Genomic DNA, 13,823 nt, shown 5'->3' with positions numbered 1-13,823 from the left:
GTTTTAATAGAGCAGGTAACCAATTGAAGGTTATCTGCTTTTTATAATTTAGTACAATAAGTCATCATCATTATCAAAATAGTCATTATTTTCTATGACTGAAAAATCACCCATTCGAATAGCTCGGAATCCTGTAGCATATTCATCAAATCTTTTTTCTATTTGTTTTTCTGCAATTTCTAATTCTCTAGATATTTTTGCATCAAACATTAGTTCAATCAAGTTTATTTTCTCTTCTTTGGATATATTAAGAGTCCCTCTAAGTATAGTATTCAATTCTTCGTCTGTAATACCGTTTTCAACACGTCTTTTAAATTCGATTTTGTCATAAATTAAGCCTGCAATATCAATTCCTTCTAATTCTCGATAATACGTACCATTTTCTTCCATGTATGCCAAGTAGTCTGCGATTTGTATTTTTCTTTTAGCATCTTCATCGGCATCGATTATCTTTTCTAATGATAAACCTAGAGCAGTTGCTATAGCTTCCATAGTTACTGAATTTGGTATGGTATTCTTATTTTCGTAATTTTGAATAGTTTTAGCGGATACGCCAATAATTTGAGCTAACTTTTTTTGTGACATATTTAATTCCAAACGTTTGTTCCGCATATTTTCACTGAAATTATTGAGAATAGTTGTATAGTTGACATGATTATTTGTCATTTTTTACTAACTCCTTTTCGAGGAAAAAAATTGCTCTATAATCTTTTTAGAGGAAGTTTTTTTCCTCTGTATATTATTATACAAAATACTTTTCTCTTTGTGAAGAGGGAACTGTTAGAAGGGAGGCATTAAAATGTTTGAAGCGGAAGAAGTTATCAAACGAGTAGATGGTTTGAATAATATATCAACTCTTCATAGATGGCGAAAAATGGTAGAGGAGTTATGCGGGATTTCGTTTGAACAAAGAACAGTTCAAGTAGGAAAAACAAGTTATACCAAAATTTATCAATTTTCAGAAGCAGACGTGGGACATTTTCAAGAAGTATCTATACTTCGAAATAAAGGTCAACCAATTAAAGACGCAATTATTAAAGTGTTTGAAGAAGAAAAGACTCCTGAACAGAATAAAACGCTCATTGATAATTTAATAGAGATGATGGAAAGATTGAATGAAAATTTTGCTAAGCTATCGAAAGAATCTTTGCTTTTGAAAGCACAGGTACAGTCAATTATGCGAGAAAATTATCAATTACAAGGACGTATTGAGGAGTTAGAAATGGGAAAGATGGATAAACCATTTCAAAAGAAAAAATCCTGACAGACTTCCCTACAAGACTTGGGCTTGCCATCAGGGCAAAGCACAATAGACTTGTAGTAGGAATGATGGCAGGAGGAGTTTCGCTTGCGAAACGAGTTCACAGTGCCTTCTAATAGCACTGTGTCAATCACCATAATAGTGTGACAAACCTTTGTTATATCGAGGTTTTGAGGTGGGAATTACCTGCACGTTTTTTAGTCATCGGAGGTGGTGTTTTGAAAAGCCGAGAAAATATTACGGCAAAGATTGACTGGTTACAGGTAGTATTTCACTGTTCAGTTAGTGAAGTGATGGAAATTGCGTTACAAATTGATTCTGCTTGCTTCTTGGCTGAAAATGGACGTGTAAAACATAAAGATTATGATATTTGTTACACATATGGTTCAATTAAAATTTTTACCGAAGAGTATCCGAAGAATGGAAGTGAAGAATGTTATCTTGTTTTAAGTGGAGATGGTTGTACTGTTTATGAACGGTTGCTTAATGCAATGAATTTTTCGTGGAAGGAGTTCTTCAAGTGTTTATTTTGTTATTTTGACAATAGATTTTCGATTAAACGATTAGATATTGCATTAGATGATAGAAATGAAATACCTTATTTTACTGTAAAGCAATTAATTTCAAAATGTGAGAAAAATATGTATTACTCAAAAAATCGAAAACATGATTTATATGAAAGTAATTTTCAAGGGACGAAAAAAAGTCGAACATTATATATCGGAAAACGTAAATCAGACTTGATGTTTCGAATTTATGATAAAGATATGGAGACTGCAAAAGAAAAAAAGTGTTCACTAGAAGAAATAGGGTCGTGGAAACGACTTGAACTTGAATTGAAACGGAATGTAGCTCATGTGATGGCGCAAATGATTGCATATGAGAAAAAGTCGTTAGAAGAACTTGTAAGAGCTGTTGTAAAAGAAGAATTGACGTTTTATGCAGATGATACTTGTAAAAAAGTATGGAGAACGTGGGAACGTTACTTAGGAAAGATTGTTCCTATTCATATTCCAAGGGTCTATGAAGTTACAGGCTTACTAAATACAGAGCAATGGTTATTGTTTGGTGGGGGTGTTGCAGGGATTAAAGCTTTTCGATTTCTAGCAGAAAATAATGGCTAGGACATTTGCAAAATTTGGATAGCATTACAGACACCGTAGAATATAGTAGACCACTAGCTAAAAAAATGGTAGATCATTTAATTGACATCGGGAGAACTGATTTATTAGAAGTTGTATATGAAAATACAAAAAAAGAGCTTAAAAAAGAATCTGATAACCTGATTCCTCTAAGCCCTACTTAAAACTCGACACTTTAAGTATAGCATAGGCGAATAGGGTAATCAATGGACACGATTGGAGTGAGAACGATTGATTACTGTTACAAAAGATGATTTGTTTGCCTTAGGTTTTGGTAAAAGTCAATCGCAAACGATTATTCGATTAGCTAAACATTACATGGTACAAGAAGGTTATGACTATTATAGTAGCCGAAGATTAGGACGTGTACCCGTTCATGCGGTAGAAAGCATTTTAGGAGTATCACTTGATATTCAAGAAGGTGTTGAATTGCATGGCAAATGTATATAAGGATAAGAAAAAAGGTACTTATTATTATGTTGCGAGTTTAGGATTTGATGATGTTACAGGGAAACGAATCCAAAAAATGAAACGTGGTTTTAGAACAAGAAAAGAAGCACTACAGGCTTATAACGAAGTGATGAATGATTACGGTCGTTTAGCCTTTAAAACAAATAGTAGTATGAGTTATAAGGAATACTTTGAGTCAATTTTCCTCCCTTGGTATAAAGGGAGGGTAAAAGAACGAACGTATAATAATCGCTTGTCTTCTATGAAACTTTATTTTCAGCCATTCTATAAGAAAAAGGTTTCAGAAATTACACCTATTCTCATTCAAAAATGGCAAAATGACCTCACTGGAAAAATTAGTAATGCGTATATAAGGAATATTTATGGGCTATTTTCAATGAGTTTGGAACGAGCTCACAAGTTAGGAATGATTCCTAACAATCCTGCAAAAGTGGTGGGGAATGTTAAAAAAATAAAATCTGATGTTGATTTTTGGACGAAGGAAGAGTTTGAAAGGATTTTATCTACTTTTGATAGGACGAATTACTATGAACATTTTTCGTTTATTACGTTGTGGCTGTTTTTTATGACAGGAATGAGGTTTGGAGAAGCGCAAGCTTTACAATGGGAAACGGATATTGATTTTGATGATAAAACATTAAATGTGAATAAATCAATGTTTTATCAAAATACAGAAATGTTTTATTTTATAGAACCAAAGACGAGGGCAAGTAAACGAATTATTGCATTAGATAAAACAACAATTGAATACTTAAAAGAGTGGAAAGAGATTCAAACGAAAAACTTAGGGGATGTTCCGTACTTACTTTCTTATAATGGTATGCCAACGAATAAACATACGGTTAGACATATTATTAGAAGGCATTCAGAATTGGCAAAGGTTCATTCTATTAGAATTCATGGATTACGGCATTCTCATGCCTCATTACTCATTTCAATGGGAGAAAACCCACTAATCATTAAAGATAGGTTGGGGCATGAGGACATTAAGACAACGCTCGGAACATATGGTCATTTATATCCAAATATGAATAGAGATGTTGCAACGAAACTTACACATGTTTTGCAATGGGAGAAAGATGACTCAATTCAAGAACAAAAGAAAGTTTTTCAAGGAAATCAATATATTAAGAAAGAAGGAAAAAAATAATGGCGGAATTTAAAATGAGAGATTTTGATTTAGTAGGACAACTAGGAAGAGATTTATTGTTGGTAGAAGTAGCACCTAAACCAAAATATGAGAAGAATGAAGCGACTGGAAGAAATGAACGAACAGGAGAAATTGATGGTTACACTTATGAAGTGTTGATGAAAGATAAGAAATATAAAAGTATTCGGGTATCTGTTCAAAGTGATAATCCAGTTATTACACAATCAGAACTGGATAAATCAGGAGAAACATTTGTCAGTTTTGAGGGAATAAGTTGTAACCCGTATGTATCAAATGGATTCATTGCTTTATCGTTTAAGGCGGAAAGTGTACAGATTAAAAAGAAAGCAGTATAACAAGTGCGAGAGGTAATCCATTAGGGGTGCCTCTTTTTTTAGCAAACAGATAGAATTAAAACAATTGTACTTGATTTTTTGTAAAGAAATGTTTTTTATTTCTTTATGAAAAAACGAGTTTAGCAAACGGTAGTGCGGTAGGTGTTAAGTAAGGTAATGAAGTTATAGAAAAAAATAAGTGTAGATAAACTGTTATCAAAATGTTATCAGGGGATAGAAAAAAGCGTCTAAACCCTTAATAAATAAAGGATTTAGATGCTTTCCGTTCTATTCCCACTCTACTGTTGCAGGGGGTTTGCTTGTAATGTCATACACGATACGATTGACGTGAGCAACTTCGTTAACGATGCGTACAGAAATTTTTTGTAAGACATCCCATGGGATACGTGCGAAGTCGGCAGTCATACCGTCAATTGAAGTAACAGCACGGATACCAACAGTATAATCATAAGTACGTCCATCACCCATTACACCTACAGAGCGGATACCTGGTAAGACGGTGAAGTATTGCCAAATATCGCGGTCTAAACCAGCAGCAGCGATTTCTTCACGCAAAATAGCGTCAGATTCACGTACGATTTCTAGTTTTTCTTCGTTAATTTCTCCTAAAACGCGTATACCTAAACCGGGTCCAGGGAAAGGTTGGCGCCAAACGATTGAATCTGGCATTCCTAGTTGTGTCCCTAATTCACGTACTTCGTCCTTAAATAGTGTGTTCAAAGGTTCAATTAATTGAAATTGCATATCTTCTGGTAGTCCCCCCACGTTATGGTGAGATTTGATCGTCTGAGCAGTTTCCGTTCCACTTTCTATCACATCAGTATAAAGTGTTCCTTGGGCTAAGAAAGCAATTCCTTCTTCTCCCGCTAATTTTGTTGCTTCATCATCAAAAACATACACAAATTCATTACCAATGATTTTACGTTTTTGTTCAGGATCAGAAACACCAGCTAACTTGTCTAAGAAACGTTTTCTTGCATCCACTTTGATAATATTTAGACCAAATTTCCCGCCTAAACTTTCCATTACTTGGTCTGCTTCACCTTTACGTAATAGACCGTGGTCAACAAAGATGGAAGTTAGTTGATCGCCGATTGCTTTTTGTAAAAGAACACCAACGACACTAGAATCAACTCCGCCTGAAAGTCCTAGCAATACTTTTTTGTCACCGACTTGCTCACGTATTTTTTCGATTTGCATGTCAATAAAATTATTCATTGTCCAGTTTCCTTCACAATGGCATATATCAAAGGCAAAATGACGCAACAACTCAATTCCGTATTCGGAATGGCGAACTTCTGCATGAAATTGGATTCCATAGAAATTGCGATTAGTATCTTGAATGGCTGCGATTGGGCAATCTTTACTTGTAGCAACAGTTTCAAAACCTTCTGGTACTTGTGTTACTAAATCTCCGTGACTCATCCAAACTGTTTGATGGACAGGTGTGTCGTTGAATAATATCGCTTTATCACTAGTTATTTGTAATTGCGCTTTTCCGTATTCGCGATTTTTTGCTGGTTCAACTTTGCCACCTAGTTTATACGTAATCAACTGCATGCCGTAGCAAATGCCCAATACAGGAATCCCTAGATTAAAAATCTCTGGATCAATACCAAAAGCATTTTCATCGTATACACTATTTGGTCCACCAGAAAGAATGATCCCTTTTGGATTCATGGCTTTGACTTCTTCAGAAGAAATGCGGTGGCTTAATAATTCAGAAAAAACTCCTAAATCACGGATGCGTCGTGTAATCAATTGGTTATATTGGCTACCATAATCTAATACGATAATCTTTTCAACGTTTGTCATATCGGCAACGTTTGTCACATTTATTACCCCTATCCTTTAAATTTTATCTCAAAATAGAAAAACTATTTTAAAATGCTAATATTTTCGCATAAAAATTGAATCAATAATATGATTTTCAATTTTATGGAGAATTATATCCGCTCTGCTGCGAGTAGGCAAGATATATTCCTTTAAATTTTTCAAATTCACATTTTTCCATACGTCTTTTGCCATTTTAAAAGCATCATCGCGATCACCGATGGCAAATTGATAATAATAATTTTGCGGATTTTGAAAGGCCGTGTCAAGTAAGGCCCCAAAACGATCCAAGTACCATTTTTCAATAAGTGATGAATCAGCATCAACATAAACAGAAAAATCAAAAAAGTCGCTAACATAGATTTGTTGATTTGCTGGGAGTTGAAGAGTATTAATTCCTTCAACGATTAGGATGTCAGGTTGTTCGATCAATTCATATTTTCCTGGAATAATGTCATAAACGTCGTGCGAATAAACAGGTACTTGAATTTCTTCTTGTCCGGATTTTACTCGATTAAGAAAATCAATCAACATTTCCATATTATAACTTTCTGGAAACCCTTTACGATTCATGATTCCGCGTTCTTTTAATGTTTTATTAGGATATAAAAAACCATCTGTCGTAATTAACTCAACATTCCTACGTTTAAATGTCCGAGATAAAATGGTTTGTAACAAGCGAGCAGTTGTGCTTTTTCCAACAGCAACACTTCCAGCAATTCCGATAATAAATGGCGACATCTCTACATATTTATGAAGAAACAGTCCTTTACTTAAGGAAAGTGACTCAAATTCTTTCATATATAGATAGATCAAATGAGCGAGAGGGACGTAGATATCCCGGACATCTTGCATTGAAATACGGTCATTTAAACTTTTGATATTATCTAATTCATCTTGGGTTAAGGGTGCCTGCCCATTTCGATAAAATTCACGCCATTCTTCTCTTGCAATACGGTAGTAGTTCATTGGATCATTCATAATAGCCTCCTGCATTCTCCCATCAATGGAATCATTTTAACACAAAAAAGGCTTAAACCCTACTACATAAAAAAGAATAGATGAAATCTCTTATTTTAAATCTTTTATTTTTTGATAAATGAATAACGATGCAATTAAATGAAAAATAAAAGTTTTATAAAAAACATATAAATAACGATTTAATAAGTTTATAATGCTATAATTTTTTGTCTTATTAGCTTTTTATAAATTTAAAAAAACACAGTGATATTGTTGCATATATATAGACAAAAAGATAAACTTAAGAAACAAGAAACAAGAAACAAGAAACAAGAAACAAGAAACAAGAAACAAGAAACAAGAAACAAGAAACAAGAAACAAGAAACAAGAAACAAGAAACAAGAAACAAGAAACAAGAAACAAGAAACAAGAAACAAGAAACAAGAAACAAGAAACAAGAAACAAGAAACAAGAAACAAGAAACAAGAAACAAGAAACAAGAAACAAGAAACAAGAAACAAGAAACAAGAAACAAGAAACAAGAAACAAGAAACAAGAAACAAGAAACAAGAAACAAGAAACAAGAAACAAGAAACAAGAAACAAGAAACAAGAAACAAGAAACAAGAAACAAGAAACAAGAAACAAGAAACAAGAAACAAGAAACAAGAAACAAGAAACAAGAAACAAGTAAAAAGGATGAAGTATATGACTAACCATTATTATGCGCAAAATCCGACGACTGATCACGATTTTGAACAATGGACGTTTGAATTAAAAGGGAACAACTTCCAATTTGTAACAGATTCAGGAGTGTTTTCACGTGAAACAGTTGATTTTGGTTCTCGAGTATTGATTGATACATTTGATTGGAACGAGATACCAGCAAAGGGAAAAATTTTAGATGTTGGTTGTGGGTATGGTCCGATTGGATTAGCTATTGCATTTGCAAGTCAACGTTTTGTTGAGATGGTTGATATTAACTTTCGGGCTGTGGAATTAGCACAAGGAAATGCAAAGCGCAATGGAATTGAATGGGTTGATATACACCAATCTAACATTTATGAGGGAGTGCATGAAGAAACTTATGCAGCGATTGTTAGTAATCCACCTATTCGCGCTGGTAAAAAAGTAGTGCATGAAATTTTAACAAAAGCATTTCCTAGGTTAGAAAAAGGAGGAACGTTAACCATCGTCATCCAAAAAAAACAAGGTGCGCCTAGTGCTCAAAACAAGATGAAAGAGGTTTTTGGAAATGCAGCGATTGTCAAAAAAGAGAAAGGGTACTACATTATTAAAAGCGTAAAAGAATAAGTACTGATTAGTGACTAATTTAGCTAAAAAATCAAATAAAATAGAAAATAGCGAGGAAAAATGATGGAAACACTAAAGGTTTTTACTACTGAAGAAATTTTAACAATGCCAATTTTTAGCTCAGAAAATGTATTAAACTTTTTAAAAAAAGATAACAAAGAATTGGCTGATAAGTTTGTTGTTTTAGAAAAAAAGCTAGAGGAAGATTTCCAAGAAAATAAAAGAAAGAGGGCACAAGAAAACAATTTGCCAAATAGAATACAAAATTCTAAAGCTTCGCCATTAACCATTGAATTATTGGATCTTTTAGAGGAACTGAAGCACAATGGATTGTATCATTATCGAACAGCGTTAGCTTCTAAATATAAGCCTAAATTGCCTTGGGATGATCAGAATAATTTCGAACGTTTAATTAAAGGAACAGATATTGAGGATAAGTTTCAAGACTTTCTTAATGTGAATCCTTTTATAAAATTAAAACTGCATAAAAAAAATCAGAATATGTTTACCCAAGTGAAGAATGCCTATGAGAGGCAAAACCCTCAACTATTAACTTCTGTCTGTCAGAAGGTGCTAGCCGAGCTAACGGATTTTTCTTCAAATGAAAAAGAAAAAATCGTACAAGAACTAATCAATCATACTTTTCCAAATAAAGAAGGTCTTCGCAAGTATATTCAGGAGGAGATAGAAAAGACTCCTACAGCTATTATAAGTAAGCTTTATAAAAGAAAGCAGAATTTATATAAGGATTTTATTAGCGTTACAAGTCCAGCTGATTTTTATAAAGTAAAGCTACTTCAAGAAAAAATCAATCAAACAAATTTAGAGGGGGCAGAAAAACAAGCGCTTATTCGTGAGCTACAAAGACGTACAGAAAAATTTGATAATGGACGGGTAATAGTAGAACATGTTTTGAGGAACCTTAAGAATACAAACGAAACGTTATACAAAGAGTTTAAAGATGATTCTAAAATATCTCCGGATTTAAAGATGAAGATGAAAGAGGAGGAAACTTTAGATTATTTGTCAGAAAATTTATTAAAGATGGAATTAAAGAAACGCCAAAAGGTTTATGAGAAAATAGATAGATACAAAGAAATAGTGCGACAAGAAGGATTGATTGATGCTATCGTACATAGAATTGAAGCAGATAAAAAAGAAAATACAGAAATAAAACGAGTTCTTATATCTGAGATAAAGGACTTAACGTTAAAAAATCAGGAGTCGCCTCTTTCGATCTTTAAGAAAGAATATATTTTGAAGAAATATCTTGAGCAGGAACTAAGAGGAATGATGAAGCAAGAACAAGGGGAAAATGTAAAAGAATATGAAGGGTTATTTTCTTCAATAAATGAAATTAAACATGAGGCAAACCAAGAAGAATATACAGCTGCGGTTAATCAAATACATAAGTACAAAAAATTAATCAATGAGAATCAATTTAATGAAATTATTGAAAGGAATATAAAAAACAATGAGGTGATTTTCTCAAAAAATAAAGAGTGTTTTATAGCAGAGTTAAAAGATAGTAGTTTAGCAGGCACGATAAAAGAAAGTGGACAAGTCGATAAAATGGAGATAGAGAAAAAAAACTTATGTGCAGTAATTTTTAAATCTTATTTTCAAGACGCTAAGGAAAATGCTTTAATTAAAATAGAAGAATATGAGCAAAACTTTTTTAAAAATCCTTTGGAAGTATCCAAACTGAAAAAACAAATTGAACAAGATCAAGAAATACCGCAACAAATGCGAACCTCACTTGTTAAAAAGTTAGAAAAACACATGAGCAATATGGCAATAGGAGCTACACAGGTCGTAAAAAATAAGACATTACCTACCTTAGAGAAGCCATACAAAAAGAATGAGGATTCACTTCAATACAAATTAAAAGCAGCCAATCGTATTGCTCAAACACAAAGTTGTGACAAAGAGCCAGCGGATAGAAAAGTTTCGGAGTTAAGCAGATAAGTAGCAAGGTCTTCGTAGCAAATTTTTTACGAATCCATAAAAAATAAATGACTCAGGAAACGTTTCAGTAATAATTAACTGAAATGTTTTTTGAGGTTGATCATCTTTGAGCATTTGGAAAAGTAGCTCTTCTTTCAGACTTTTTTCTATCTATTCTTTTTAAGGTGCTTTTGGTAAACTGAAAAAGAATTTAACTATAAAGGGGGAAAAAAAGTGAAACTAACAATCCGAGATATTGCAGAAATGGCAGGTGTTTCCGTTACAACTGTCTCACAAATTTTAAATAATAAAGGAAGCCGCTTTAGTGATAAAACCCGTAAAAAAGTGTTGAGTATCGTTAACGAATACCATTATAAACCGGATTATTTTGCATCAAATGTAATCAATCGTCATTCTAAAACAATTGGAATGATTGTTCCAGACGTGACAGACTTTTTCTTTTCCAAATTGATCGAAGGCGTTGAAAGTTATTTGAATCCGTTGGGGTATGTCATCATGCTTTGTAATTCTCGCCATAGTCAAGAAAATGAAATCAAGTACTTAGAAGAACTTTCTCATCGTTCAGTAGATGGTATTTTGTTAGCAACTCCTCATGTTTTACCAGATGAATATTCTTTAGATAGTGGCTTTTATCAAAATATGCCGATTATTTTAATCGATCGAGGACTAAATACACGTGATAATGGGCGCTTACTCGTTAAAGAATATGAAGGAGCCTATCGGGCAGTTTCTTTCTTTATTGAAAACGGACACAAAAAAATAGGAATGCTTAAAGAAACAACAGGTTATTATCAATTAGAAGAACGCTTCAATGGTTACCGACATGCCTTAAAAGATCACGGAATTCCTTTTAGTGGTAAATATGTGGAGCAAGGAGAGTTAAATGTACAAGGTGGATATGAAGCTTCTAAAAAGTTATTAAAACATAAAGATCTTACTGCAATTTTTTGCGGAAATGATGCGATGGCGATTGGCTGTTATCAAGCGATTGATGAAGTAGGGAAAAAAATTCCTGAGGATATCTCGGTAATAGGTTTTGATGGATTGAAGCTATCAGAGTATATGATTCCTAAATTAACAACAGTAAAACAACCAAGTTCTGACATTGGTTTTTATGCGGCACGTTTTTTGATTGATGCCATTGAATTCCCCCAACGTAAAGTTCCGAACAAAGTTTTTGAAACAAAATTAATTATTCGTGAGAGCATAAAAGTATTGACAAATGAGTAACTCGGCGTTATATTGCTTATGTAAGTGGTTACAGGAGCGTAGATATGCTTTTTTTATTTAAGTAAACCAGTTTACTAAAGTGGTTTACCTTTTTTGAAATTCCTGTATAATACCGAATGAAGACAAGGAGGATCAGACAATGCGAATGGTAGATCTGATTGAAAAAAAACGTGATGGAAAGGCGTTATCAACGAAAGAGATTAATTATATTATTACAAACTATACAAATGGTGAAATTCCAGATTATCAAATTAGTGCGTTGTTGATGGCGATCTTTTATCAAGACATGACTGATCAAGAGATTACTGACTTAACCCTTGCCATTGCGCATTCAGGAGATGTTATTGATTTAAGTCCGTTAGATGGAGTGAAAGTTGACAAACATTCTACTGGCGGTGTAGGGGACACGACGACGTTGATTTTAGCGCCCTTAGTGGCCAGCGTTGGGGTTACGGTTGCAAAAATGTCTGGCAGAGGTCTCGGCTATACAGGTGGTACGCTGGATAAATTAGAAGCTATTCCTGGATTTCAAATCGAAATTTCTGATGAAGAATTTATCCGTATGGTCAACGAAAGCAAAGTAGCTGTGATTGGTCAATCAGGCAATCTTGCTCCAGCAGATAAAAAACTTTATGCTTTGCGTGATGTTACTGCAACAGTTAATTCGATTCCTTTGATTGCTAGTTCGATTATGAGTAAAAAGATTGCAGCAGGAGCAGATGCCATTGTTTTAGATGTTACCATAGGCGATGGCGCGTTTATGAAAAATATTGAAGATGCGAGACGTTTAGCTAAGACAATGACTAGTATTGGAAAATTGGCTAATCGTCAAACGGTAGCTGTAATTTCAGATATGTCTGAACCTTTAGGTAAAGCGATTGGAAATAGTTTAGAAGTTGTTGAAGCTATTGATACTTTAAAAGGCAATGGACCAGAAGACTTGTTAGAAATGTGCTATGTTTTAGGAAGCCAAATGGTGGTGCTAGCAAATCAAGCAGCAACGATTGAAGCAGCAAGAGATTTGTTGAAAGAAGCATTGGAATCTGGAAAAGCTTTGAATAAATTTAAGGAAATGATCCAAAATCAAGGGGGGGATGTTTCTGTAGTTGATCATCCTGACAAGCTGTTGACAGCAAAATATGTGATGGAGTTGCCGGCAAAAGAAAATGGAATTGTTTCAAAACTTGCGGCCAATGAGCTTGGCATTGCAGCAATGATGTTAGGTGCAGGACGAAAAACAAAAGAAGAAAGTATTGATCATGCAGTAGGGCTTAAGTTAAATAAAAAAATTGGGGATGCTGTAAAAAAAGGGGAGTCGCTCTTAACTATCTATAGTAACAAAAAAGAAATTGCTTCTATTCAAGAATTGATTTATCAAAGTATAAGAATCAGTGATTTGGCTGAAGAGCCTACATTAATACATGATATTATTATTGAATAAAAGGAGAGCAAAAAATGGAATTAAATCGAATGATCGACCATACAATCTTAAAATCAGATGCTTCACGAGAAGACGTTATGCAAATTATCGAAGAAGCCAAAAAATTTCACTTTTATTCTGTTTGCATCAATCCAGTGTGGGTTGCTTTAGCAAAAGAACAATTAAAAGGCGAACCAGTAGCGGTATGTACGGTGATTGGCTTTCCTTTAGGGGCCAATACGGCTGAAACGAAGGCTTTTGAGACTGCAAATGCAATTGAAAATGGCGCCGATGAAGTAGACATGGTGATAAATGTTGGTGCACTGAAATCGAAACAATACGAAAGAGTACAAAAAGACATTGAAGCGGTTGTTGAAGCAGCGAAAGATCGAGCATTAGTTAAAGTAATTATTGAGACTGCTTTATTAAATGATGTTGAAATCGTAAAAGCTTGTGAGCTTGCAAAAGCTGCTGGAGCAGATTTTGTTAAAACTTCTACTGGTTTTTCGACTGGCGGAGCAAAGGCAGAAGATGTTCGTTTGATGCGTGAAACAGTTGGACCAGAAATGGGGGTTAAAGCATCTGGTGGAATTCATAGCGAAGATGAAGCCTTAGCTATGGTGGAAGCTGGTGCAACAAGGATTGGTACGAGTGCCGGAGTTTCAATTATGTCAGGAGCAATAGGCGAAAGTTATTAATTTTTAAGGGGAAGTAGAAG

General features: G+C 34.0%; 13 protein-coding genes. 10 read left to right on the top strand and 3 right to left on the bottom strand.

Annotated features, from left to right (window positions below; genetic code table 11):
* Window positions 1–48: 48 nt before the first annotated feature.
* Window positions 49–666 carry a helix-turn-helix domain-containing protein gene (locus RV14_RS02030; protein WP_071854670.1) on the bottom strand — a complete coding sequence of 206 codons (618 nt, stop codon included), beginning with the start codon at window positions 664–666 and terminating at the stop codon, window positions 49–51.
* 133 nt (window positions 667–799) lie between these two features.
* Between RV14_RS02030 and RV14_RS02025 the strand changes: the two genes are divergently transcribed.
* The 5 genes from RV14_RS02025 to RV14_RS02005 all read left to right on the top strand — a co-directional run bounded on the left by RV14_RS02025 (window position 800) and on the right by RV14_RS02005 (window position 4,380).
* Window positions 800–1,264 (top strand): hypothetical protein, encoded by a 465-nt coding sequence (locus RV14_RS02025; protein ID WP_071854669.1) that lies wholly within the window; start codon window positions 800–802, stop codon window positions 1,262–1,264.
* Between the two features lie 215 nt (window positions 1,265–1,479).
* Complete coding sequence (locus tag RV14_RS02020) at window positions 1,480–2,385, top strand: replication initiation factor domain-containing protein (protein WP_245785436.1); 906 nt, start codon at window positions 1,480–1,482, stop codon at window positions 2,383–2,385.
* Between the two features lie 249 nt (window positions 2,386–2,634).
* On the top strand, window positions 2,635–2,853 hold the full coding sequence (locus RV14_RS02015; protein ID WP_071854668.1) for a DUF3173 domain-containing protein: 219 nt from the start codon (window positions 2,635–2,637) through the stop codon (window positions 2,851–2,853).
* Entirely contained in the window at window positions 2,837–4,024 is a 1,188-nt protein-coding gene (locus RV14_RS02010) for a site-specific integrase (RefSeq protein ID WP_071854667.1), read from the top strand. Before RV14_RS02015 ends, RV14_RS02010 begins: the two co-directional genes overlap by 17 nt.
* The gene (locus RV14_RS02005; RefSeq protein ID WP_071854666.1) at window positions 4,024–4,380 is read left to right on the top strand and encodes a hypothetical protein; all 357 of its coding nucleotides are present in this window, start codon (window positions 4,024–4,026) and stop codon (window positions 4,378–4,380) included. The genes RV14_RS02010 and RV14_RS02005 overlap by 1 nt, the downstream gene beginning before the upstream one ends.
* A gap of 267 nt (window positions 4,381–4,647) precedes the next feature.
* On the opposite strand, the gene guaA is transcribed toward RV14_RS02005, so the two are convergent.
* Both guaA and coaA read right to left on the bottom strand, forming a co-directional pair.
* Complete coding sequence (gene guaA / locus RV14_RS02000; RefSeq protein WP_071854665.1) at window positions 4,648–6,213, bottom strand: glutamine-hydrolyzing GMP synthase; 1,566 nt, start codon at window positions 6,211–6,213, stop codon at window positions 4,648–4,650.
* Window positions 6,214–6,270: 57 nt separating this feature from the next.
* Window positions 6,271–7,194, bottom strand: a complete 924-nt coding sequence (coaA, locus tag RV14_RS01995) for a type I pantothenate kinase (protein WP_071854664.1) — start codon at window positions 7,192–7,194, stop codon at window positions 6,271–6,273.
* Window positions 7,195–7,881: 687 nt separating this feature from the next.
* Here coaA and RV14_RS01985 point away from each other — a divergent pair.
* From RV14_RS01985 to deoC, 5 genes are all read left to right on the top strand, one after another.
* Window positions 7,882–8,487: a class I SAM-dependent methyltransferase gene (locus RV14_RS01985; RefSeq protein WP_071854742.1), complete on the top strand. Its 606-nt coding sequence runs from the start codon at window positions 7,882–7,884 to the stop codon at window positions 8,485–8,487.
* Between the two features lie 63 nt (window positions 8,488–8,550).
* Complete coding sequence (locus RV14_RS01980) at window positions 8,551–10,455, top strand: hypothetical protein (RefSeq protein WP_071854663.1); 1,905 nt, start codon at window positions 8,551–8,553, stop codon at window positions 10,453–10,455.
* 213 nt (window positions 10,456–10,668) lie between these two features.
* The gene (locus RV14_RS01975; protein ID WP_071854662.1) at window positions 10,669–11,685 is read left to right on the top strand and encodes a LacI family DNA-binding transcriptional regulator; all 1,017 of its coding nucleotides are present in this window, start codon (window positions 10,669–10,671) and stop codon (window positions 11,683–11,685) included.
* Between the two features lie 139 nt (window positions 11,686–11,824).
* Window positions 11,825–13,126, top strand: a complete 1,302-nt coding sequence (locus RV14_RS01970) for a pyrimidine-nucleoside phosphorylase (protein ID WP_071854661.1) — start codon at window positions 11,825–11,827, stop codon at window positions 13,124–13,126.
* 14 nt (window positions 13,127–13,140) lie between these two features.
* Complete coding sequence (gene deoC / locus RV14_RS01965; protein WP_071854660.1) at window positions 13,141–13,803, top strand: deoxyribose-phosphate aldolase; 663 nt, start codon at window positions 13,141–13,143, stop codon at window positions 13,801–13,803.
* Window positions 13,804–13,823: the final 20 nt, after the last annotated feature.

The sequence above is a fragment of the Enterococcus ratti genome (assembly GCF_001886195.1).
Classification (GTDB): Bacteria; Bacillota; Bacilli; order Lactobacillales; family Enterococcaceae; genus Enterococcus_B; species Enterococcus_B ratti.
This window is presented reverse-complemented; position numbering and strand designations above follow the sequence as displayed.